Here is a 21,454-nt window from a genome sequence, read left to right as displayed (position 1 = left end):
CAGCTATTAACTGAAGCTACAGCCACAGCCAGGAAGATTGCTCTACGTACATTTATACGCGCTCGCACCAATCTCACAAATCGGCAGGATTAGGAAGTCCGCCTAATTCAGCCAAAATCATTTGACCTAATAGGGCTTTCTCACTGGGAGGAAGCCCTTTGACAATGACCCACGCTTCTTCGGCAGTACGATAGCAACGAACTGTCGGAGGTGTTTGAGAAGTTAGAATTTGCCGAAGTTCCTGAAGGTTAAATTCTGTAAACGGCGCGATCGCGTTCAAGGTGGTGTCTGGTGGATTTTTGGTTAACGTCTTCTCCAAGCGGGCAATCACCCCATGACTCACTCCTACCTGTTTAGCAAAAAATCTTAGGGTTTTTTGCCCCCTTGCTTGGCGCACAATCCGATCTAGCGCCTCGCGCCCTTCCAACGTATTGATAGATTCAGCCACACCCTGTATACCATTACACCTTTGTCATGCTCAAAAGACAGGTGGTGTGCGTCAATATTTCGGTGGTGCGATTCCAATACAAGCGCTAATTTATAAAGAGGACATTTTTGTCAATTCAGGGAAACTACGTAAGCAAAAGCCTAGCTGATAAATGATTACCACAAGAGTTTGCGAGTATCAGTTTGAAAATTGCAATCTACAACTTATTGGTGAAAAGCTGTTTCACGTAAAAATTATTTCTCAATCGCCACGATGGGAGTTGGTGACAGCTATCCCTAAAACTTGCCCTTTTGAAGCCTTGATGCTAGCGGAATTGGAAATTTTAAAAGCGCAGGTGAAATCTGAAGTTTTAAACGCCGCTTGTATTGTTCAAGTATCTAGAGGGATGGAGAAGATTGTAGGATTTAACCGCACATTCAAGGTATTTAGTCAAGAAAATCTCAAAGCTTCCGCGCAAGATTTAACGGAATATAACAAAGTTTTACAATTAGTTAAAAGCGAAAAAAAACACACCCATCTTCAACTGATTTCACAAGATGGGTGTTTGACGAACTTTAGCGTTGCACTGAAAAAATCTTCAGTTTCCGTAGTGAATTGGCTGCTGTGCCGCGCCGTTACCAAGGCGCTCTAGGTCTCTAATTAAACCTTCAAAGTTGCCAGTATACGTGCGACTTGTATCCAAGGATAAACCCGTCCTTGGATTTTTTATGCGAAATAACAAGGGCAGAAACGCTTCAATACGTGTGCGGGTGTGGCTCCTGTTGTAGGTGCCATCCATAACGTCTTCATAAAACAGCGACGCCTCTTCTAGAGCGATACCATTGCTTGCGGCAGATCGAACGTATTGTATTTCCGATAATCCCATCTGCTCTCTCGACGCATCCATGAGATTTTTAAGACGATTAAAAACCAAGTATTCAAACTGATACACGGTTGTTATCCCTGATTTGGAGTTTTTCCCAATAAGTATAGGTGAAGTGGTATCAGCTCCTTGAGGTTCGGCGTCGTTTCCCAGTTTTTTTGCGCGATCTTGTAGCAGCTGTGCGAGTACGGCATCTTTTTCGCGATCGCTCCTGAGTAATTGGAACGTCTGAAGCACGTCATCCGGCGTGGCGACTTTGACGCGGATAGTTAGTAGGTCTTTTATGGCAAGAGTGCCGGCAAAGTAATTTGCTAGGTCGGCCTCTTGGACATGGAGGAGATTCAACGCAATCGAGCGGAGGTTACCCGGTTGGGGCATGGAAGTCCCCTCTTTCCACTCGTAAAACGTTTTGCGCGATACCCCGATCGCTTTAACAATGTCTCCCACCTTCATTGCGGGGCGGATAACCTGTCCGTCCAACTCTCCGGACTGGAGGGTCTTGAACAGTTCGCTTACTTTACGAAGGTTACTTTCCGATGTTTCTATTTGCACGTTAGGCCAACAAGTTGTTACAGCCATATTCTTTATTCTATCGAGTCCCAAACACATGCTCAATGCAATACTACCAACCAACACCGACTCACAATAAAAACTGTTACGAAGGTGACGCTGTAATATTACATTTGTGACGTACAATTTTCTTGTACTTCGTTAACAACAAACAACGCCTCTTATATGGCGCAGTTCATCTGTGGCAACGACTTGAAAGTGCTGCGGTTCATTGCTACACGCCGACAAGTTGTTGGTCGTGAATTGGTTTTGCGGTTCGCTGCATCTTGCGACATTAAACATGTCGTCGCAGGGTTGCGCGATCGCGGACTGGTTCGCCAGCTGGGTGGTAGCCATTCGGCAGCTCACAAGTACAGCGTCACCAAGGACGGCAAACGCCAGCTAGAACAAGCACTACACACTACATCGTAGCACATTATGGTTACAGCTTTTAAGACCGCTAGTGCCAATGGGAACGGGGATTGTGCCGGGAAATTAGATTCTGATCTATCAGAATTGTTGGAGAAATTAGCCAAAACAGATGCGGACTTTGTTCGCGTTGGTTTCAGTGATGGTACCTACCAAGTCCGAATTGGAGATTATTGGATGGTAGTGCGATCGCGCTTTGCTGACGAATTTGACTTTATGCGACTTGATCGCGCATTAAGAAGTCGCATCACAGAACAGGGTTGGCATTACGGGTTGGGGTTAATGTCTAGTGCCGTGCTACATGGACGGCTAGCTCGGATATGCATCCCCCCAAGTTCGACCCAAACTTATGTAGAAAGCTGCCCGTTGCCATTTATTCCTCGCCCGTTGTGGATATGGGCATCACATCCAACTGAAGACGCGATCGCGTTGCTTCGTGCGTATGTGACAGCGGTGGAAAAAATTGAGGAGCGGCTCAATGTTAGCAACGCAGCATAAGTATACAGCGCTTCATAAACCCAACCAGCTTATCTACGGCACGGGGACAGTTGTGGTGGTGACAGGGTGGACGCCAAAGGAACGGGTTGCGAAGTTACTGGAGTCACACCAGTATGCCGCGATCGGTAACCTATATTCGCCTGCGGGTGTGGACTTGCTGGTACGTAATCTTCTCCACAATCCCCATATCACTGGGGTTTTAGTTTTGTGGGCGACTCAGCAAGACACGAACTCAGGCGCACTTGCGGCATTACGTCAGTTTGTTGATGGAGGTTTTTCGGTCGGTGCTGACATTCATGCTGATGATGTTGAAAGAATCCGACAGTTAAGCTGGAATATTTTATTCGACGAAAACAAACTATGGATGAACGATTTCATAGAGCGTCTGACCTCTCAAAAACCGTTAGGTGGAAAACCTAAGGTTTACCCGATCCCCGAAGTCAAGAGTGAAGTAGTTCCCAGTCCTTTATATGGGCATCGGGTGGAAGGGAAGACGGTTGCCGAAACTTGGGTGAAAATTCTACATCGCATCCGAACAGGTGGAGTACTGCGCCCAACCGGGTATGACGGGCAGTGGCAGGAACTCATTGATTTGATGGCGGTTGTTACGGATGAGCCAAGGGAGTTTTATATACCTCACCCCAACTACCTACCATGCGATCGCGCATACCTAACCAACTACATCCCGTCCATCTTGGAAGATGCGCCTTATGTCCCCGGTGTTAAATACACCTACGGGCAGCGTCTGCGATCGCATTTTGGACGTGACCAAGTGGAGCAGGTGGTAGAAAAGCTGGTGGGGGAAATTGACGCCGCTAGTGCGGTGATGAATTTGTGGGATGCTGCCGACCACGAACGTGGGGGCAGTCCATGCCTCAATCAGATTTGGGTACGGGTAGTGAATAAGGAACTATCACTCACTGCCACACTAAGAAGCAACGACATGTTTAATGCGTGGCCCGCTAATGCCTTTGGGTTGCGGGCTTTGCAGATGCATATCCGCGATCGCATCGAACATGAAACCAACGACATCCTACTTCTTGGTCCACTCGTCACCCTATCCCAATCAGCCCATCTCTACGACCACTCGTTTGCGTATGCTGACGAAGTTGTAGAGAAGCACTACGGGAAAGCCAAGAAAGAATACAACGACCCTGTGGGTAACTTCCTGGTGGAAACTGTGGGGAATCAAATTAAGGTGTCCCGGATGGATGCAGAGGGGAAACCCGTGCGGGAGTATTTGGGGCGAAGTGTTGGGAATTTGCTGGACGCGATCGCGCTTGATGCGCCAGCTATTCAACCCAGCCATGCGCTGTATTTAGGCGTTCAACTTGAACGGGCTTGGAATAGTCTGCGATACGGCGAAAACTTTACACAGGACTAAGACATTGATACAAATTCCAGAATATACCGCCGTCACCGGGCGCATCGAAGACTGGCTGAAAAATCCAGAGAGTCGGCTTCCAGTGTCTTGCACCGTACTGGAGGTGCAGGACTCAATGGAGGGCAGAGACGGGATAGAAGATAGCTGGTTATTTACCTCTAAGGCATTACGCTATGCTGCTGGGGTGGCGTTGGAACTATCCAACCTCAGACCTAAAGGGTCAAGTAACGGGCGTGGGTTGGTGGCATCGGGTCCAGTAAGTTTTTGCCAGATGTACTCCAAGCTTAATGAAGTGCTCCGTCGAGGTGGGGTGTACAAAAATGGGGCAATCACTACCTACCTTGATTACCTCCACCCCGATGCGGCTGAGTTTCTCAACGCCACGCGAAACGAGCTGCCTTGGATAAAGCGTGCTCTATATGTGGATGAGAACTTCATGAGTTCGCCCCTCCTCCCCTTAATTAAAGCCAAGGTGGAAGATGGGACGGTGTGGCTAGCGAAAAAGCGCTGGGATAAAAATGGGAATCGTTTGTTGTCCCAAGTTTGTCTGGAGATATTGCTGCGATCGCGTGGCACCTGTTTACTCTCGCATGTCCAGCTAGGCCAAACGCCTATTGAGGCTATTCCCCAAGCCTTTAAGAATGGGATGAAGTTTCTGTGTACGATTCATCGTCGCACTGGGGTAGGGGAGTCGGGGATTTACCTATCTCCTGAAGAAGACCGTCAGGTGGGGTTAGGGGTGCTGGGATTAGCTAATTTACTCGCTATTGAAGGGGTGACTTACTTGGAATTGGTTGAGGCGATGGAAAAGTGCCTAGAGCCAAGATACTGGGCATACGCCACAAACAAGGCTGAACAAATTGCCCTGAATTTATTGGAAGGGTTTTATTTAGCGGCTGATGTGGCACGGTTGTACGGGATGGAGCGGGCGTTTACCGTGGCACCGACGGCAAGCTGCTCATATCGCTACCGCGATCGCGAAGGCTACACGACGGCTCCAGAAATCTCACCCCCAAACTGCAATCCGATTACTAAAGAAGTGGATCGCGACTCTGGAACATTTGGGGTCATACCCTACCAGTACCATCCCAACACTGAAACAGCGGCATCGGTGGAATGGGATACCCAGTATCGTCTGCTCAAGGTATGGCAGCGATACATGGAAAGCACAGGGTTGGCTCATTCCATTAGCGCCAATATTTGGGACAAACAGCCCATTACCGATGAATGGCTCAAAGATTGGTTAGAAAGTCCGTTGGTTACCACCTACTACCGCTTGGTTACCCAACAAGCATCGGTGGACAAGAGTACGGTGTGGAACCAGTGTGATGACGAAGTTTGTTCAGCTTGCGCGGAGTGAAAGATGTCTTTTTACAGCAATTTGATGTCCAAGAAACGGTTGTGGTCGCCAACGATGGGGGACAAGCAACCTGTTATGCCGGGAAGTGAAGGGGCTATAGGGAGGTGTTTGGCGCTGCGGGTGTTGGAAATTCCAGTGGGGAATTGGGTGATGGAAACGGGGGATAAGGAGTTAGCCAAACTAGAGCCAGACGCGATCGCGTTACTTCAATCCAATGCCGAAGATGAAATTAAACATGACTGCCTATTGGAAATGGCAACTGACACCTATCAGTTGACAACGAAGGAGATGCAGGAGGAAGCTGACGCGATCGCGGCTGAATGGCTTCAACACCCTGACCACCCCATTGTGAAAGCGTTTGTACTGGAGAACAGCATATTCTTTATCATCCTGCCCATATTGAGACGGTTTGGGGGACAGGGGTTGAGGAATGCAGCGTTTGACATTTCTTCAGACGAATCAATCCATGCGCCATGTAACCGCAAGGTGGCAAAAGAATTGGGGTACAGTTTCAGTCCCAGCTTGGATGAATTGCGCGATCGCACGGTGCGGTTTTTGGTACGTGACCTTAATGCGCCGGGGAAACTGGGACGACCTCAAGTCTGGTTCGATGCTTCTGAAAATTTACTTCACAAAGGCTTTGCCCCCCAGTTGGAAGAGACGAAGGCTTATATCATGCCTGCGTTTTTTGAGTCTCATGCGGCTGACTTACCTCAATACTCTTGACAACTATTAGTTGTCATTTAAAATTTCTACACAAAAATCATGCAAATTAAACTAGTACACGCCCATTTTCTAATTTCTGTCGGCAATTACAGCAACGAGCGTATCGGTTTCAGTGTCGAACTTGACGACGGTGAAACGCCTGAAAATGTTGTACCCCAGCTACGGGAAAAAGCCCGTCGGATAGTAGGACAACCCGCAGACGAATTATACGAGGAAAAATACAAACTTGAAAATACTATTCGGGAATTAGAGAAGCGCTTAAAAATACTCCGAGAAGAGTGGGATAAAACGGCTGAGTTTCTCAAGGCTCAAGGTATTAAACCGGAAGCTTCACATATGCCACAATTTAGCAATCTGCTATCAGCGTCCAAAGTTGAGGAAGAAAGTACGGTCATAGACGGTGAGCTGGCAGAATTTTGACGTGACCCAACTCACCTTTGAATTTGCACGGGTCCGCATCCCAAATTACCCCGACTACAGCATCGACCAAAATGGGACGGTGTACGGGAAAAACGGGGAACCGATGATAGGAGATGCCACCGATGGATATCGCAAAGTTTCTCTAGGCGGGAAGCGGGAATATATTCATCGGTTGGTACTTCTTACCTTTGTTGGGCCATGCCCGGAGGGGTTTCAGGCTTGTCATAAAAATTCAGACCGCGCTGACAACCGACTATCTAATTTGACCTGGGGAAGCCGGAAACGGAACGCACGCGATCGCAAAAAGCTGGGGTACTTCCGGCAAGGACTTACCCCAGCGGAAAAGCAACGTGCTCAAATACTGTACGAGCAAGGTTATTCATTTGAAAAGTTGACCAAGGAGTTTAACGTCGATGGCAGAACATTACGACGGTACGCCAAGCGCTACCAGTGGCGACGAGTTGAAACGCTTCGCTCAAACACAAATTCTCAACGAAGACAAGGTACGGGAAGACGGCATACTAAAAGAGTTCGGGCTGCCTAGAACAATTCCTGCCAAAGAACGATTTGCAAACGCGATTGCCGCACACTCAAAGTTGTCTCAAGAGCAGAAAGAACATGCGTTGTATTTTCTATTTAGCCCGACTTATCCAATTGGCGGACACGCGATCGCGCGGAACTATATCCGGCTTTGTCTCAACCCAAACTACAGCACTCGTGGCACGGCTTGGCGTGGGAAAGCTCCAACTCAATCTATTTGACAACTATTAGTTGTCAGTCCAAGTTGTATCGAGCGCTCGTGCCACTTTTATCAAGGTATCCAGCCTTGCAGTGGCATATTTATTCTTTTCAAGTTTCTGGACGTTCTGCTCAGTAACACCCAACTTATCCGCTAACTGCTTCTGAGTCCACCCCAAATCTTTCCGGGTGGAAATCAGCTCCAATCCTATATTTTCTAAAACTAACCTACTACCTATCATAACCTCGACACAATCTAGTAGTTGTGTTATTCTAGCAGATAGCGGATGAAAAATACTCAGTAAAAACAAAAGACGACCCGGATAAGTCGTCTCTCAGAAGTAGGATATTCGCATCAATCAAAAGGTTTGTGATTAATGATAGTTGCTCAAAACAGTATTACGCAAGTACGTGCTATCACACTGTGGCAACCGTGGGCAAGTTTGGTAGCTTTGGGGTTAAAGTTGTATGAGACTCGGAGTTGGCTTACAAATTACAGGGGGAAACTTCTGATTCATGCAGCATCTGAGTCAACTCACAAAATAACTCATGATGAAATCAATCTTGCTTGGGACGCTTGCCGCATGGCAGGTAAAGACAGTTTTTCTCGTGAGGTCTTAGATTTTGCTTATCCTCCTTATAGCTGCATTATTGCGATCGCGGACTTGACTCAATGCTCGGAGATGACCTGGCTACCTGCGGTCAATCCGCCTTGGGATCAAATCAGTCTTAACCGTACCTGCTCAGAGCTTTCTGATTTAGAGATAACCGTAGGGGATTGGCAACCAGGGCGTTACGCATGGAGACTGGAGAATGTTAAAGCGCTGGCTGAACCAATCCCATACAAGGGAAAACAGGGTTTATGGGTGCCTGATGCTGATTTGATAGAAAAACTGGGAGGTGCTGTGTGAGTGAGGCACACCTCCACTCCTGGCGGAAGCTCTACCAAGAACCGACAGACCCAGCTTTCATAAACATCTACGAAGCTGGGAAGTTGGAAGGCATTTATCGATGTGAGAGCTGTGGCGCGATCGCGAAGCAAAAGACGGACGGCAAAATTCAGCAACTTCCGCAAAAGAAGTGGGAATCGCATGTTACGCGATCGCGGAAGTGGGCAGAGAACCTAAAAACATTTGCAATCAGTCAAGGACAAAAATTGTGAGCAAGATAGAGTGGTGCGCAAGTTGTCCTTTGGGGTGGAACTGCGCTGCGATGGGTTTAAATCCGTCAGAGTTTTGTACTAACAAGGGGAAGTGTAGCGCGATCGCGCAAACTCTCCATGATGAAAATCACCCAGATCCAGATGCCATTAACGCGCTGGAATATGGAAACCCCTATGTCTCTTGTAATTGGTATGAGCGGGGGGGGACACACTTACTGGGAGGTATCAGCTAGCAAAAAGTTACCTCCAGGGTATGCCGTAGCAGAAGATGCCAGATTGCCGTGTGTGGTTGGAGAGGGGCTAATTGAAGTGACAGCGAGCGATCGCGGCTACGCTCCAGCCGTTCACAACCCTAATTTTTTCCTGGAAATTGACTCTAGTCCAATCGTGCTGATTGAGTGGCGTGATGGGGAAATTCGCCAAATTTACACACAAGCGTGTGCGTACTGGTGCAATCAGAGGAAGGATGGTAGCTTACTTTGCTCTAGTGACGATGGAGATGCAATTGAATTTGAATATTGGCTAACTGAGTTTTGTAATCCTTGGAGGATATCTTTCTATGGAAACCCAGTGTGCGTTGAGTTAACATCAGAGCGGCTCGAAGCCCTGAAGCCTTGGCTCGAAAACACCATAATCGGTGAAGCTCAGCACTACTGCGTCATCTGCCAAGACCATGTTTACGAAGAGAATTTTGGCGCTTGCGACTGTAATCACATCCACTACAGCAACAGCCTATCGAGTTGGGGCGGATGCGGTTACGCTGAGGAAGATTTTAGCGAAGAATACTGTGTTTCTTTGGGAAAGATTCATCCATCGGCTCGAAATCACTTGAGGAAACTCTTAGAAGTCAACGATATTCGCGGCATTTGGGAGCTGGGCAACAAGCTGTGCGGGGATGAACTAGATCCAGCCGCAGTGTGGATTAAGTCTTTGGATGAAGATACGCCCGACGCGATCGCGCAAACATTAATTTGGTTAGGAGGTATGTCGTGAGCAAGATCGAATGGACTGACGCCACGTACAATCCGATTGTTGGCTGTTCACGGATATCGCCGGAATGCGATCGCTGTTATGCTTCTGTCGCCGCAGCATCTCCACGGCTCCAACAATTTCCCCAGTATCAAGCTGTCGCCAAGTGGGACGGTACGGTGCAATTTGTCGAGAGCCAATGGAAAAAGCCTCTGGGCTGGCGACAACCCAAGCGGATTTTTGTTTGCTCCATGAGTGATTTATTTCATGAAAATGTTCCAGATGAGTGGCGCGATCGCGTATTCGCCGTTGCCGCCATTGCCGCTCACCACACGTACCAAATATTGACCAAGCGCACTCAGCGGATGGTGGATTATTTCTCCCAACCCGATTTAGGGAAGCGCTGGGCAAAAATTATTGAGGAAGAGTTGATGTCCAGTCCCTGTATTGGGCATCTGCTCGATGACTTGGAAGAGGACTTCTTGCTAGATAACGTGTGGCTGGGGACAACGGCGGGATGCCAAAATTCGGTACGCGATCGCGTGCCGCTACTTTCCAGTCTTACCGAGCAAGGCTGGACAACGTTTGTGAGTGCTGAGCCGTTGCTCGAAGAGTTGCACATGGGTTTTGATTTTCCTGGCTACAAGGTTAGCCAAGTGATCACCGGTGCTGAGTCGGGAAAAGGGGCGCGGGTCATGGATGAGAATTGGGTCAGGAGTTTGCGCGATCAGTGTGTAGCTCACGATGTGGCATTCTTCTACAAGCAGGATTTCATCAAAGGAAAGAAGGTTTCTTTGCCTGAGCTAGATGGGCAGCAATGGGCGCAGTTTCCTGGAGATATTCAATGATTATCGCTCGTGTTGAAGAGTCAAAACGGGGAAATTGGTTCGGTCCCATCTGCGCGATCGCGTCCATACCCTTAGATGACAAAGCATCAGAGATTGCCCAATTACTGAAAAGTAGGACTGGCAAGCTTAGAGACTCGAAGATGATGTCCAAGGCAACTCGCCAGAAGCTACTAACAAAACTTCAGGATGCACTCATCTGGAGAATTGGATATGCCACCGTGCAGGATATTGAGTTAGATGGGATATTTTTCGCTTGGTCGCTCGCTTGCATCCGAGCTATTAAAAAGCTGCCAATTGTTCCCGATCGCGTGCTGGTTGATGGCTCCTGCTATATCCCTAGGCTTAATATCCCCCAGACAACTTTGGTTAATGGGGATAGAAGAGATTACGCGATCGCGGCTTCATCCATCATTCTCAAAGAATGGTCGGATGACTTGGTAGATCGCTTGGGTCAGCGCTATCCCCATGACCTTGCCAAGCATCACGGGTATGGCACTGCCCAACATCGACAGGAGTTGGCTCAACATGGGTTAACACCTCAACATCGAGCTAGCTTCTGTCGGAAGTATGCGCGTGAGTCTTATAGCTAAGGTGCGACATAGGAGAACAGATGGACATCGAAGAATACCGGAAACACCTGAAATCCACTATGCCGAAAGTCTACGCGGAGTCAACGCAAAATAAATGGCGCAAGCAGATTAAAAAGGCGATACAGCACGCGATTTCTAACGCCCCGCAGGAAGAAGTGAAGGCTTCAATTGACGGCGCTTTCCCCTTTGAGAAAAGCAATTGCACCCTAACTTTGATTTGGTTGCAGGAACGTCGAAAAGCGCTTTCCGAACTAGGTTTGTACGAATATTCTAATCCTGTGTAGACTGTCACAAATGTGATATAGCTTTGTATCATCTGTTATTTTGGGAGGGGCGATGGCGGAAATTCTGATACATAAAATCAAGGTCACGAAGAACGGCGTCAGTATTATCTACGACGACCCAGCGTTCTCCGGAGAACCAGATGGGGTAGCGCGTGAGGGAAAGGGGGAGGCACGTCCCAGCTTTTATAAAGCGATGAATGCCTTGCGGGACAACGTAATTAACATCTGCCTGCTCGATCCCAACGGCTGGGATGCAGCCGAAATCACTGGGGTAACGCTCAAGCACCTCGATGGGGATATTGGCGTTGTCATCACAGCCCAGAACAAGAATGAGGAGCTGGCCTCGCCCATAAACATCAACACGCCCTACCTGATAGCCGATCAAGAGTTGAAGGCGAAGCTGGAACGGGTGCAGGCAGAGGCACGAGATTATCTAAACGGGAAGCGGGCGCAGGTCAGTTTGTTTGATGAAGACGTACTGAACGTGCGGGAAGAAGCTTTAGTCAACTGACAACTGATAGTTGTCAACCGGATGAGCCAACTTGGAGTGTCTGATATGTATCTAACAAATCGCTCTCAGAAATTTCTAAGTTGGTTCGCACCTTGCACTACCACCTCTACAAGAGTAAGATGATGACAAGGAATTTTTTCGCCTTAAAAAGCGAAAACACCTCTGCCAGGAGGTGTCCTCAAATCGGTCAAAATCTATTTTTCATTCGACTACCCTGTAGTCCGCTTCGCTCCTAGTTCAGCTATTAAGTAGCTCACAAGTAGCTCGCTTTCCTATGAATATACACGATAACACGACCCAATCGCAAGAGGGGTATTTAGCCCTCTTAAAATGTTGCTCTCCCATACCCCGTTATTGGTTGGGATGGACGCCAGAATCCCCAACGGTTTTACTCATTCAAATCACGCTAGTTAGTCCCTATCCTATAGAACTACTGTGGTCTATACCAGGAAGTGAGGATGAGGAGGAAGCTTTGACTTACCCCTATATAAGCTATTGGATACCCGATAGCGATTGGTTTGAGTTGCCGCCAACCGCTGTTGACGAGATTTGCAATTTTAAGTGGCTGGAATAGTCTAGCTACAGTGTCACAGATGGAACACACATATATCACAAATGAGACATGATTTACAAAATTGTTGAGTTTAGAACAGGTCGGTCTGTTGTTGACTCTACATCCAAAGAGTTGAATCTACGCACCCTTAAAAAAGTATTGAGTACGTTGAACATCGGTGCTTTGCTCTATTCAGATTCAATCAAGTACGCGCTAGCGTGTCACCTGCCATCTGAGGCTTTTGTAGTTGTCGGGCGATCATTGCTGCCGACACCAATTAAAGAGTTATCGCCCCAAGAAAGACAGATTTTTTGGAACCACTACGCAACCACATCTAGTTACAAAATCTCCGTTTCTGAATTCAACGCGATCGAGGTGCAGTCATGAGTCACCCAAGGTCAATCAAGTATTCTCGAAAAGAGTTTACAGCAACACTTCATTTAATCTCTCTTAATGGTGTGGAGTGTCATATTGCCGACAAAAAGCTGGTTGCTGATATGAAAGCCACTTTTTTTAAGCACCATTCTGCACACCCAATTGAAGTTTATCGGGTAATCGATACTACAGGAGGAAAAGACGTATTTCGCGGATTTGTATTTTCAACATCTAATGGCTGGGGGTATATCGTTCGCCTAAAAGTAAATTCCTTCTACTGTCCTTTCCAGCACCCAGAAACACATTGGGGTGCAATGCACACCTGTGGTAAGCGTTCAGAAGCCACCGCTAGAACTATTCGTCAAAGTCGCTCCGACTGGGACAAAGTAAATCAAAAAGAAACACCGAAACCAAGAGTTCAACAACCCGTAAGTCATTTTAGTCGCGATCATCAGCTTTTAGGATTACCCCAAAAATTCACTGCTTTTCAGCTCAAACAAGCGTATCGAAAGCTTTGCCTAAAACATCACCCAGATATGGGTGGAAATGCTCAAACGTTCCGAGAAATTAACGAAGCATATAAGAGACTTCAAGTGAAGGTGCAGTCATGAGTTTAGAAGATCGAATTGTTAAACGCTGGCAGCAGTGGTGGGAGAACAAAGCGTTCGAGTTACCAGAAGAACGGATGAAGGAGTTAATCGTGATCGCGCTTGAAGGAGAACAAATATGGCAATAAACCTCCCTTTTGAAAAGGCACATGGAAACAGCATTCACTACCGACAAGACCCAACATTAGGTAGGTGCGCTGTAGAATTAATGGATTTCATTACTAACAAGACAAAACAGAATTTGTATTGCACCACAAATGACATTGAAACAGCCTTTATTACAATTGACAAATTTGGGAAAGAGAAAAGCACTTACGGAGATCTGTCAAGGTCAACAGCTAAAAAGCAACTAGAAGCTGCCGGATATATTGTCTGCGATCGACTTCGTGATCGCAACAACGCCAAAGGATGGCGAGCCGTAAAAGAATACCGCGATGTCAATGAAATACCAGGATGTGTTTACGCCTCACCATACAGATTTTACCCACAACAACCCATTAACAAGGATTTCTTATACGTTTTCAAACGTATAAGGGACAGCATTTACAAAATAGGGGTAACTGGAAATCTTCGCAGTCGAGCAATGGCTGTTGCATGTAATTGCGGTTCGCATCTCGAATTAGTCGCGCATCTAGATACAGATGAAGCTTACATAATCGAGCAAGAATTACATGAACGTTTCAACCATAAAAGATTACCAGGTGAATGGTTTGAGTTAGACGACAACGATCTAGCTAGGATTCGCACTTTCTTGTCTGACGTTGAGAATGGAAGTTTTTAAAGTCATGAAGCTTTGGATATCGGGTGTGATTGGAGGTTTCTATGGCTAGAACAGCGTTACTAAGACATTACGGGAAGTTTGTCCAAAGGAGAGAGGATTTTATAAGTATTTGTGCCAATGACGACTGTGCAGCACAGATACTTGACTTACTCGAATACTGGACAGAATGCAGGCTGACAGAAGTCGAGCGCGTCAAGTCTTGGAACAGGACAGCCGTAAAGAATGGTAAAAAGCCCAAAGCGATACCGACGCTCTGGCTGTACGAAACGATTGACGACTTCCGCTCTGGGCTATTGGAGGGTTACGGACAGACTTACATCAAGACCCGATTGAAATGGCTTTACGACTGGGGGTATATCCGTTACCGATCATCCGGTGGCAAATTCGACCAAACCCGCGAGTACTTTCTAGAGATTGAAGCTATTCAATCGGCACTTGATGGTTGGAATCGCTTAAACAACGCAATTCTCGATGAGTCAAATTTGACTGATGGGCAAAACGACGAAAAATCCGAGGAGACAATTTTGACTCTCGTGGGTCAAAATTGTCTCCTGGATGAATCAAAATTGGTTTCTGATCAGGAGTCAAATTTGACTTCTCTTCTTTATATAAAGAGTCAATCTAGTAGTCATTCCCCCCTACCCCCCAAAGGGGAAGCGCCCCCTGAACCCGGCGCACCCCCCACCCAAAGAGTGCGTGTGTGTGAAGAGGAAGAAATCGATCAGCAAGAAGAATCTGGAATCTCTACACAAGCAATCGTCTCTGACCAACCAAATCAACCCATTGGCTCTGAAAACAGTAGCGTTATTCGGGAGACTAAAGATTCCGCTCCCCAGCGTGATAACAGTGAGCGTTATGGACGTAATCAATCTCAGTACACCAAGAATATAGACGGTTCAGATCGCCTACCTTGGGAAACCCGATCGCGGGGTGTTTTTGACGCGGGTTTTGAAAAACACATGACGCGCTCTCTCAAGAGCTACCCCGCGTACCAAGGATTACCAGAGGGTGAATTGCAGACGAAAGTTCGCAAGCATATTGCAGGTGGGAAGTACGACCTGAAACGCCGAGATGAACTCGCGATCGAATGGGACGCCTACCAAGCTGCGGCAGCAATCCATCCATTGCCAGCACCACAAGCCTCGTCAGCTCCACCACCAGAGCGCAAGCGTTACATCCCCTCGGATGAACAAAGAGAAGCAACCCGAAAAATGTTACTCGCTAAAAAGGCAGAATTATCATGTACGCCCAGAAACAAAGCAAAGTAGTTGAGCTGAATTTTGGTGGTGTTAACAACCTGCCACCTCAGAGCATTGAGGCCGAAGAAGCCATTCTTGGAGGTATTTTGCTCGACCCTGGTGCTATGACTCGTGTTGTTGACACATTAAGGCCAGAGGCGTTTTACATAAACGCCCATCGCGAGATTTACAAAGCCGCGCTAGCTCTACATACCGCCGATCGCCCCTGTGACTTGATGATGGTGGCAACTTGGTTGTACGACCACGACATGCTGGAACGAGTTGGTGGGCAATCCAAGTTAGCTGAGTTGGTTGACCGTACTGTAAGCGCTGTCAACATCGACCGATATGTTGCCTTAGTGATGGACAAGTACGCTCGTCGTCAGCTTATCCAAGCGGGTAACGAAATTGCCCAAATGGGATACGAGACGGCGGTAGAACTTGAGGAAATCCGCAATGAAGCTGAGCATAAAATTTTCAGCCTGTCGCCGTTGGGAGAAACGAGTTCTGACGTTGAACCGCCAATTGACATCTTGCTTCGCATCTACAACCAGCTAGACGCACCTAAGCTCAAAGGCTTTCCCACAGGAATTATCGACCTTGATGCGGTGATTGGCGGACTCAAGCGCAAGAAGCTCTATATTGTTGCCGGCAGAAGCGGAATGGGAAAAACCCAGTGTTCGGTACATGTGGCTGCCCAACTGCTTGAGAAAAATCATCCCGTCGTGTTCTTCTCAGCCGAAATGGACAGGGAAGAATTAATGACTCGGATACTGGCCTGGAAATCGGGCGTAGACGCCAAGAAAATCGAAGAATGTACTGTGGAGAGCGAAACAGATTTTACCCGCATTAGCGAGGCTCTGGGGCACCTCTCAGACATTCCGCTTTACCTGGATGATACTAGCGGTTCTGCTCTGACCCCTGCACGTATCCGATCTGGTATTCGTAAAGCTACGGCAATGTACGGTAAACCAGCGCTTGTTGTTCTAGATTATCTCCAGCTTTTGGGAGACGAGTCGGTAAAGAACAATCGTGTTACCGAGCTAGATAAGTTGGCGAATGGGTGTAAGGCGATCGCGAAAGAGTTTGACGTAGCGTTTATGGCGCTAGCACAAATTAACCGAGAATCCGACAAGCAATCTAACAAGCGTCCGGTCATTTCTCAGCTGCGAGAATCAGGCGCAATTGAGCAAGCTGCCGATGTGATTTTGCTGCTTTACCGAGACGAGTATTACAACCCTGAGACACCTGATAGAGGGATTTGCGAAATTATCGTCGGTAAACAACGGGGTGGTCCCGTAGGTACCGTAAAAACGCTATTTAAACCAGAGACAAGTCAGTTTTTAAATCTTGTAAGGTACTAAATCATGCTCTACACCGCAAGCTATTTCGAGCCTCAGAACCACCACGGGAAGCTGATTAGTATTTCGCGATCGCGCCCACAAAATTTCCACAACCTCCCCACCTTAGACTTCTTTGCCCCTACCCAAGACTTACTGAATTTTTGGAAAGACAGGAGTAAGTCTGCTGCACCTGACGAATTGTGGATGCACTGGACAGAGTATCAGCAAGGATTTTCAGATTTATTACGCGATCGCATGGAGCGCGTTGACGAGTGGCTAGCCTCACTCAACCCAACTGAACCCTACACCTTACTCTGTTGGGAGCGGACTGGCGACTACTGCCACCGCAACGATGTGGGAGAACTGATTGCCGCACGTCAGCGTGAATTGTGGGGTGGATTCGATGTTCAGAGAATACCTGAACTAAAATTCACACCCCAACAGCAAGCTTGGGACTCTCCAGAGTTTGAAATTCATGATAAAGATGGTAGTTTCGCTCGATTGAGATGGGTTGAGGAAAAGGGAAAAAATACGTGGTTGTTGAGATGTCCATTAGGCGATCGCTATGTCCAGCTCCTTGAAATTATTCCACCAACCCAAAAAGTATCTAGCTCAAAAATATTCATCCACCCCCAACAGCCACAAATTAACTTCAACGTCCCAGTAACATTACTTGACCCAGCTACACCAAACTACACCCAGCACCTGCAAAAAATCCAGGCGGCTAAGCTACTTGTTTTAGACTTAGAAACCTTTGGAGAAACTAACCACAAAACAGGTGGTTTACACCCTTGGGATGGACGTATCCGCTTAATTCAACTCTTTGACGGTGAGCAGGTTTGGATTGCAGATTTAGGGGGGCGATCGCTTAATACCTTACCCCTATTTGCTGCTACTGAATCAGAGCGTGCTGTCAAACACCAACAGTTTGAAACATTTTTTCAAGTCCTGCGCGATCGCGTATCATCTCCAGACTGTCGAATTGCGGGTCATAACCTCCACTTCGATTTACGAATGCTAGCGACTCAGTTAGGAATTAAAGCGCAAAACATCGCCTGTACCTTGGTTGGGGCAAAGGTGTACTTTGGGGACTACGGTAAAGGGGATGAGGATAAAAAGGGTGCGGCGTCTCCCATACTATCCGGTGGGTATAGTTTGGGTAATTTAATCAACCGCTGGTTCAATACCCAACTAGATAAGTCTCAGCAAAAATCAGATTGGGGTGATTATCTTAGCGATGAGCAGATTCAATATGCCGCACGCGATGTAATTGCGACATGGCATCTATACCACACGCTATGTAGTTTGTACCGTGATAAAACTTCAGTACTTTACAGCCCCAAGTTAGTGGAAAGCTGGGACGTTGAGAACCAATGCATTCCCGTTGCGGTGGATATTGAATGTTGGGGGATGCCAGTGGATTTAGAACTGGTCGAGGTACAGGGTCAGCAAATTGAAGTAATTCGCCAACAACTGCTACAAGAATGGCAGCAAATTTGCCCCACTGTTACCTACAACCAAACAGCAGAACTAGCGAAAGTTTTAGCCACAAAGTACAACATTGTGGTTGACAAACTTGATAAGACGGAACTGGCGCAGCACCAAAATAACCCCTTGGTGAAGTTACGGCTTAAGCTCAAGGCGCTTGATGTAAAGCTGAATAACTTAAAAGCCTTTGCGCGTTCTGCCGCACGGGATGGGCGTGTCCACACCACCTTCAGAACCCTAACAGGCTTTGGTCGGTTTAGCAGCGGGGAGTCGAAAAACTTTGACGACTTACCCAACCTACAATCCATCTCGGCAAAAGATAGCCCCATGATCGCTGAATACAACCTACCCAACCCCAGGTCAACCATTAAACCGCCTCAAGGGTATGTCATGGGTGTGGTTGACTTAGCTGGAGCGCATGGACGGATCGCCGCCGACCAAGCCGAAGATGAAACCGCGATCGCGGGGAACAATGATGAAAGCATTGACAACCACAGTAAGGTGGCGGTTTACATTGCCAAATGTCAGGGATTGGATTGGAGTTGGGAAGACATTGCACGTCTGGCTAAGGAAAAATTTGAGGATGGTGTTGAAAAGCCTAAAGCGAATAAAACAGCCAAAGCGTTTCGGGATACGGCAAAAAACACCTATTACGGCTGGCTAAACGGGGCGGGGGCGGGACGTATCCAAGCTCAAATCACAGCCAACACCGGAAAAGAGCCAAAACTCGAAGACTGTGAAGCTGCTATTGAGGGTTGTAAGGTGCTTTATCCCAAGGTCTTAAAGCATCGCGAAGCTTTACACAAGCGCTTGGTGAAAAAGGCTGTGGAAGTGGATGGGCAGATGGTTGCTGTGAACAGCACCTCAGACGGGTTTAGAATCCTTCTCCCCTTGGTTCCTAACCGCCAAAACCCCGACAAATTAGAAGCACCGTACACCCAATCCCTTGCAGCAATCTGGACAAGAATTGAAGCCACAGCGGTTAAGAAGTCACTTCCCAAAATCCAACACCTAATCGCCCAACACCCGGAATGGGATTTACAAATCATTGGCGTAGTTCATGACGAGGTGGATGTGTTGGTCAAAGAAGAATTTGCCGAACTCGCGACAAGGCAGGTTAACGATTTGATTGGCGATGAATTCAAAGCCCAGCTCAAACACGTCGTTGATGGGCGTGAGACGAATTGGAAGAAGCTGGTTGTGCAATCTTGGGCAGATAAATAGTGGATATAGTGTCACAAATGGAACACATAGCCGTAACATCTGGGACAATTAAGGCTGGGGGTGAAGGATGAAACGACGCTTTATTCATGTATTTGCTGGAATGGATGCCTTATCAGTCGCCAAACCTGACTGGGAACCTATTGCGTTTAGCGAAATCGAGCCGTTTGCCAGCGCTGTCCTCGCTCACCACCATCCCAACGTTCCGAACCTTGGGGATATCACCAAAGCGGATTTCACCCAATTCCAAGACAAGGCTGATATCTACGCTGGGGGGTCGCCATGCCAGTCGTTCAGTATTGCGGGATTAAGGAAATCGTTACAGGACATTAGGGGGAATTTAACACTTGAATACATTCGAGGATTCAATGAGTCAAAATGCCCCATTGGACTTTGGGAAAACGTTCCAGGAGTCCTCACCACAGACGACAACGCTTTTGGACTGTTTGTCGCCGGAATGGTGGGAGAGCCATCCATGCTCTTTCCAGACGACAAGCAGGCAGAGCGCTGGCTCGAAGCCGAATTCATCCATACCCTCTTACGCTTCAACCTTGCACTCGTTGATTTTCGGTTCTTCCGAGCCTATCGAGGACGGCACCCCAAAATTAAATGGGGAAACGCAGGTATGGTGTTTGGACCGAAAGGCAGCTTTGCGTGGCGCGTACTCGACGCTCAGTACTTCTCCCTTCCCCAGCGACGAGAGAGAGTCTTCGGAGTTGCTTTCCGTCCTGGAAACGCCCACCGATTACTTGGCGCGGCACCCACAGAAGACCTTACAAGATTTCTGGGATTACCTGGAGCAGTTTTATTTGAGCCAGGAAGCGTGCCGAGGAATACTACGTCGCGCCGCCAAACGCGGGAAAAAGTTACCCCAGTTACTTCAAGAGGCGCTGGAGGAGATAGCGGGAATTACCTACGACAACCTGCTACTCAAGGAAGGGTGGACACTTGTGGATGTGGTGGTGACGGAGGATGCAACTGCACAAGATGCGCAAGAGTTGCTGGAGGAGGTACTGGAGGGGTTACCACTATTCTCGGTGGAGGAAACTTAAATCCTTTATCTGTTGCCCCAGCTTGTTTAAGTCATGGGTACAGACTAGATCCAGGGTGTGAAGCGTTCGTTTATGAGTCTCTTAACTACAACCCCATAACGGTTTCTCCTACCCTCGATGCTCGGTGTAAAGATGGACCAATCCGCAACCAAATTGCACCGTTCGTTGCTTGCTTTCAGCAGAACAGTAGGGATGAAGTTCGCCTGATTAACGGCAATGGTCAGCTAGCGGGCGCGGTTGTGGCAGAAGCGGGGATGAAGCCGCAGAACTACCTCGCTTTTAGCTACAAGGACTATGGTGAAGATGCTGGGACGATCGCGCCTACATTGCGATCGGGTGGGTTTAAAACTTCACACCCCAACTCTGGAGCGCCACCAGCCGTTGTCATTAAAATCGACCATACCAGTAGCGATGGCTGGGGTGTATTAGATGATGGTACATCCCATACACTTGGTGGGAGTACTGATGCTGTAGCGTATTCTGGCTGCCTAACGCCTTGGGATTATCAACGAGTTAGAGTTCATGGCGACAAAGGACTTGCAAACATACTACGGAGATTCTCGCCCACTGAATGCCTGCGTTTACAGGGCTTTCCAGATAATTACCTCAACATCACTTACAGAGGGAAGCCAGCATTTAATGGACCTAAGTACCGAGCAATTGGAAACAGTTGGGCAGTAACCGTAGCTCGGTGGGTAGGCGATCGCGTTGATTATGTCTTAAGCACCGTCACTGAACATTATGGAATTCGATACAGCAATATCAGCCGGGAAGAAGATAAAACAACAGACGCGGGAACGCCGACAAACCATCCTGGACTACTTACAGCAACACCCGTCAGCAACAGCTCAAGAGTTAGCACAGCTGGTGTACGGGGATGCAACCAAGCACTCCGAGATATTCAGATCGCACCTACAACAAATGGCGATCGCGGGTCACATTCATCGGGACGGCGATTGCTGGAAGCTGGGCAAGAAACCATAACCCTGTATATAGGAGGGCAAACTAACAACACAC

General features: G+C 47.8%; 28 protein-coding genes. 25 read left to right on the top strand and 3 right to left on the bottom strand.

Annotated features, from left to right (window positions below):
* Positions 1-73: 73 nt before the first annotated feature.
* Positions 74-448: a hypothetical protein gene (locus V6C93_RS14180; protein WP_333477309.1), complete on the bottom strand. Its 375-nt coding sequence runs from the start codon at positions 446-448 to the stop codon at positions 74-76.
* 151 nt (positions 449-599) lie between these two features.
* Here V6C93_RS14180 and V6C93_RS14175 point away from each other — a divergent pair, with 151 nt between their 5' ends.
* Positions 600-1,079 (top strand): hypothetical protein, encoded by a 480-nt coding sequence (locus V6C93_RS14175; RefSeq protein WP_333477308.1) that lies wholly within the window; start codon positions 600-602, stop codon positions 1,077-1,079.
* Here V6C93_RS14175 and V6C93_RS14170 read toward each other — a convergent pair.
* The gene (locus tag V6C93_RS14170; RefSeq protein WP_333477307.1) at positions 1,026-1,889 is read right to left on the bottom strand and encodes a hypothetical protein; all 864 of its coding nucleotides are present in this window, start codon (positions 1,887-1,889) and stop codon (positions 1,026-1,028) included. The two genes, V6C93_RS14175 and V6C93_RS14170, sit on opposite strands and share 54 nt — an antisense overlap.
* 156 nt (positions 1,890-2,045) lie before the next feature.
* Between V6C93_RS14170 and V6C93_RS14165 the strand changes: the two genes are divergently transcribed.
* From V6C93_RS14165 to V6C93_RS14130, 8 genes are all read left to right on the top strand, one after another.
* The gene (locus tag V6C93_RS14165) at positions 2,046-2,291 is read left to right on the top strand and encodes a hypothetical protein (protein ID WP_333477306.1); all 246 of its coding nucleotides are present in this window, start codon (positions 2,046-2,048) and stop codon (positions 2,289-2,291) included.
* 6 nt (positions 2,292-2,297) lie between these two features.
* The gene (locus tag V6C93_RS14160; protein ID WP_333477305.1) at positions 2,298-2,786 is read left to right on the top strand and encodes a hypothetical protein; all 489 of its coding nucleotides are present in this window, start codon (positions 2,298-2,300) and stop codon (positions 2,784-2,786) included.
* On the top strand, positions 2,767-4,170 hold the full coding sequence (locus V6C93_RS14155) for a thymidylate synthase (RefSeq protein WP_333477304.1): 1,404 nt from the start codon (positions 2,767-2,769) through the stop codon (positions 4,168-4,170). Before V6C93_RS14160 ends, V6C93_RS14155 begins: the two co-directional genes overlap by 20 nt.
* 4 nt (positions 4,171-4,174) lie before the next feature.
* Positions 4,175-5,530 (top strand): hypothetical protein, encoded by a 1,356-nt coding sequence (locus V6C93_RS14150; RefSeq protein WP_333477303.1) that lies wholly within the window; start codon positions 4,175-4,177, stop codon positions 5,528-5,530.
* 3 nt (positions 5,531-5,533) lie between these two features.
* Positions 5,534-6,256: a hypothetical protein gene (locus V6C93_RS14145; RefSeq protein WP_333477302.1), complete on the top strand. Its 723-nt coding sequence runs from the start codon at positions 5,534-5,536 to the stop codon at positions 6,254-6,256.
* Positions 6,257-6,295: 39 nt separating this feature from the next.
* A complete protein-coding gene (locus tag V6C93_RS14140) occupies positions 6,296-6,676 on the top strand; it encodes a hypothetical protein (protein WP_333477301.1) in 381 nt (126 codons plus the stop codon).
* Position 6,677: 1 nt separating this feature from the next.
* The gene (locus V6C93_RS14135; RefSeq protein WP_333477300.1) at positions 6,678-7,220 is read left to right on the top strand and encodes an HNH endonuclease; all 543 of its coding nucleotides are present in this window, start codon (positions 6,678-6,680) and stop codon (positions 7,218-7,220) included.
* A 74-nt stretch (positions 7,221-7,294) separates the two neighbouring features.
* Positions 7,295-7,447 carry a hypothetical protein gene (locus tag V6C93_RS14130; RefSeq protein ID WP_333477299.1) on the top strand — a complete coding sequence of 51 codons (153 nt, stop codon included), beginning with the start codon at positions 7,295-7,297 and terminating at the stop codon, positions 7,445-7,447.
* Here V6C93_RS14130 and V6C93_RS14125 read toward each other — a convergent pair.
* Positions 7,444-7,656 (bottom strand): helix-turn-helix transcriptional regulator, encoded by a 213-nt coding sequence (locus V6C93_RS14125; protein ID WP_333477298.1) that lies wholly within the window; start codon positions 7,654-7,656, stop codon positions 7,444-7,446. The genes V6C93_RS14130 and V6C93_RS14125 overlap by 4 nt on opposite strands.
* 135 nt (positions 7,657-7,791) lie before the next feature.
* Here V6C93_RS14125 and V6C93_RS14120 point away from each other — a divergent pair, with 135 nt between their 5' ends.
* The 16 genes from V6C93_RS14120 to V6C93_RS14045 form a co-directional block, all read left to right on the top strand.
* Positions 7,792-8,325, top strand: a complete 534-nt coding sequence (locus V6C93_RS14120; protein ID WP_333477297.1) for a hypothetical protein — start codon at positions 7,792-7,794, stop codon at positions 8,323-8,325.
* Positions 8,322-8,576: a hypothetical protein gene (locus tag V6C93_RS14115; RefSeq protein WP_333477296.1), complete on the top strand. Its 255-nt coding sequence runs from the start codon at positions 8,322-8,324 to the stop codon at positions 8,574-8,576. The genes V6C93_RS14120 and V6C93_RS14115 overlap by 4 nt, the downstream gene beginning before the upstream one ends.
* Positions 8,577-8,750: 174 nt before the next feature.
* Positions 8,751-9,569 (top strand): hypothetical protein, encoded by an 819-nt coding sequence (locus V6C93_RS14110; protein ID WP_333477295.1) that lies wholly within the window; start codon positions 8,751-8,753, stop codon positions 9,567-9,569.
* Complete coding sequence (locus V6C93_RS14105) at positions 9,566-10,393, top strand: phage Gp37/Gp68 family protein (protein WP_333477294.1); 828 nt, start codon at positions 9,566-9,568, stop codon at positions 10,391-10,393. The genes V6C93_RS14110 and V6C93_RS14105 overlap by 4 nt, the downstream gene beginning before the upstream one ends.
* Complete coding sequence (locus V6C93_RS14100) at positions 10,390-10,983, top strand: ribonuclease HII (RefSeq protein WP_333477293.1); 594 nt, start codon at positions 10,390-10,392, stop codon at positions 10,981-10,983. Before V6C93_RS14105 ends, V6C93_RS14100 begins: the two co-directional genes overlap by 4 nt.
* Before the next feature lie 20 nt (positions 10,984-11,003).
* Positions 11,004-11,267: a hypothetical protein gene (locus V6C93_RS14095; RefSeq protein ID WP_333477292.1), complete on the top strand. Its 264-nt coding sequence runs from the start codon at positions 11,004-11,006 to the stop codon at positions 11,265-11,267.
* Between the two features lie 52 nt (positions 11,268-11,319).
* On the top strand, positions 11,320-11,778 hold the full coding sequence (locus tag V6C93_RS14090; RefSeq protein ID WP_333477291.1) for a hypothetical protein: 459 nt from the start codon (positions 11,320-11,322) through the stop codon (positions 11,776-11,778).
* Positions 11,779-12,052: 274 nt separating this feature from the next.
* Positions 12,053-12,352, top strand: a complete 300-nt coding sequence (locus tag V6C93_RS14085; RefSeq protein WP_333477290.1) for a hypothetical protein — start codon at positions 12,053-12,055, stop codon at positions 12,350-12,352.
* Between the two features lie 48 nt (positions 12,353-12,400).
* Positions 12,401-12,718, top strand: a complete 318-nt coding sequence (locus tag V6C93_RS14080; protein ID WP_333477289.1) for a hypothetical protein — start codon at positions 12,401-12,403, stop codon at positions 12,716-12,718.
* Positions 12,715-13,317: a J domain-containing protein gene (locus tag V6C93_RS14075; RefSeq protein WP_333477288.1), complete on the top strand. Its 603-nt coding sequence runs from the start codon at positions 12,715-12,717 to the stop codon at positions 13,315-13,317. Before V6C93_RS14080 ends, V6C93_RS14075 begins: the two co-directional genes overlap by 4 nt.
* Entirely contained in the window at positions 13,314-13,442 is a 129-nt protein-coding gene (locus tag V6C93_RS14070; protein WP_333477287.1) for a hypothetical protein, read from the top strand. Before V6C93_RS14075 ends, V6C93_RS14070 begins: the two co-directional genes overlap by 4 nt.
* Positions 13,433-14,095, top strand: coding sequence for a GIY-YIG nuclease family protein (locus tag V6C93_RS14065; RefSeq protein WP_333477286.1), 663 nt, complete (start codon positions 13,433-13,435; stop codon positions 14,093-14,095). Before V6C93_RS14070 ends, V6C93_RS14065 begins: the two co-directional genes overlap by 10 nt.
* Positions 14,096-14,136: 41 nt before the next feature.
* The gene (locus tag V6C93_RS14060; RefSeq protein ID WP_333477285.1) at positions 14,137-15,363 is read left to right on the top strand and encodes a hypothetical protein; all 1,227 of its coding nucleotides are present in this window, start codon (positions 14,137-14,139) and stop codon (positions 15,361-15,363) included.
* A complete protein-coding gene (dnaB, locus tag V6C93_RS14055; RefSeq protein WP_333477284.1) occupies positions 15,336-16,697 on the top strand; it encodes a replicative DNA helicase in 1,362 nt (453 codons plus the stop codon). The genes V6C93_RS14060 and dnaB overlap by 28 nt, the downstream gene beginning before the upstream one ends.
* A gap of 3 nt (positions 16,698-16,700) precedes the next feature.
* Entirely contained in the window at positions 16,701-19,388 is a 2,688-nt protein-coding gene (locus V6C93_RS14050) for a DNA polymerase (RefSeq protein ID WP_333477283.1), read from the top strand.
* 67 nt (positions 19,389-19,455) lie between these two features.
* The coding region (locus V6C93_RS14045) for a DNA cytosine methyltransferase (protein ID WP_333477282.1) at positions 19,456-21,454 on the top strand (1,999 nt) is incomplete at its 3' end.

Source organism: Allocoleopsis sp. (genome assembly GCF_036703385.1).
Classification (GTDB): Bacteria; Cyanobacteriota; Cyanobacteriia; order Cyanobacteriales; family Coleofasciculaceae; genus Allocoleopsis.
Note: the sequence above shows the minus strand (reverse complement) of the source record. Positions and strands in the feature narration are given on the sequence as shown.

What these genes read in the sequence shown, in the direction of transcription:
- V6C93_RS14175 (WP_333477308.1), top strand. Translation starts at nt 600, where the DNA reads ATGATTACCACAAGAGTTTGCGAGTATCAGTTTGAAAATTGCAATCTA.
- V6C93_RS14170 (WP_333477307.1), bottom strand. Translation starts at nt 1,889, where the DNA reads ATGGCTGTAACAACTTGTTGGCCTAACGTGCAAATAGAAACATCGGAA.
- V6C93_RS14165 (WP_333477306.1), top strand. Translation starts at nt 2,046, where the DNA reads ATGGCGCAGTTCATCTGTGGCAACGACTTGAAAGTGCTGCGGTTCATT.
- V6C93_RS14160 (WP_333477305.1), top strand. Translation starts at nt 2,298, where the DNA reads ATGGTTACAGCTTTTAAGACCGCTAGTGCCAATGGGAACGGGGATTGT.
- V6C93_RS14155 (WP_333477304.1), top strand. Translation starts at nt 2,767, where the DNA reads ATGTTAGCAACGCAGCATAAGTATACAGCGCTTCATAAACCCAACCAG.
- V6C93_RS14145 (WP_333477302.1), top strand. Translation starts at nt 5,534, where the DNA reads ATGTCTTTTTACAGCAATTTGATGTCCAAGAAACGGTTGTGGTCGCCA.
- V6C93_RS14140 (WP_333477301.1), top strand. Translation starts at nt 6,296, where the DNA reads ATGCAAATTAAACTAGTACACGCCCATTTTCTAATTTCTGTCGGCAAT.
- V6C93_RS14130 (WP_333477299.1), top strand. Translation starts at nt 7,295, where the DNA reads ATGCGTTGTATTTTCTATTTAGCCCGACTTATCCAATTGGCGGACACG.
- V6C93_RS14125 (WP_333477298.1), bottom strand. Translation starts at nt 7,656, where the DNA reads ATGATAGGTAGTAGGTTAGTTTTAGAAAATATAGGATTGGAGCTGATT.
- V6C93_RS14120 (WP_333477297.1), top strand. Translation starts at nt 7,792, where the DNA reads ATGATAGTTGCTCAAAACAGTATTACGCAAGTACGTGCTATCACACTG.
- V6C93_RS14110 (WP_333477295.1), top strand. Translation starts at nt 8,751, where the DNA reads ATGTCTCTTGTAATTGGTATGAGCGGGGGGGGACACACTTACTGGGAG.
- V6C93_RS14100 (WP_333477293.1), top strand. Translation starts at nt 10,390, where the DNA reads ATGATTATCGCTCGTGTTGAAGAGTCAAAACGGGGAAATTGGTTCGGT.
- V6C93_RS14095 (WP_333477292.1), top strand. Translation starts at nt 11,004, where the DNA reads ATGGACATCGAAGAATACCGGAAACACCTGAAATCCACTATGCCGAAA.
- V6C93_RS14090 (WP_333477291.1), top strand. Translation starts at nt 11,320, where the DNA reads ATGGCGGAAATTCTGATACATAAAATCAAGGTCACGAAGAACGGCGTC.
- V6C93_RS14085 (WP_333477290.1), top strand. Translation starts at nt 12,053, where the DNA reads ATGAATATACACGATAACACGACCCAATCGCAAGAGGGGTATTTAGCC.
- V6C93_RS14080 (WP_333477289.1), top strand. Translation starts at nt 12,401, where the DNA reads ATGATTTACAAAATTGTTGAGTTTAGAACAGGTCGGTCTGTTGTTGAC.
- V6C93_RS14075 (WP_333477288.1), top strand. Translation starts at nt 12,715, where the DNA reads ATGAGTCACCCAAGGTCAATCAAGTATTCTCGAAAAGAGTTTACAGCA.
- V6C93_RS14070 (WP_333477287.1), top strand. Translation starts at nt 13,314, where the DNA reads ATGAGTTTAGAAGATCGAATTGTTAAACGCTGGCAGCAGTGGTGGGAG.
- V6C93_RS14065 (WP_333477286.1), top strand. Translation starts at nt 13,433, where the DNA reads ATGGCAATAAACCTCCCTTTTGAAAAGGCACATGGAAACAGCATTCAC.
- V6C93_RS14060 (WP_333477285.1), top strand. Translation starts at nt 14,137, where the DNA reads ATGGCTAGAACAGCGTTACTAAGACATTACGGGAAGTTTGTCCAAAGG.
- dnaB (WP_333477284.1), top strand. Translation starts at nt 15,336, where the DNA reads ATGTACGCCCAGAAACAAAGCAAAGTAGTTGAGCTGAATTTTGGTGGT.
- V6C93_RS14050 (WP_333477283.1), top strand. Translation starts at nt 16,701, where the DNA reads ATGCTCTACACCGCAAGCTATTTCGAGCCTCAGAACCACCACGGGAAG.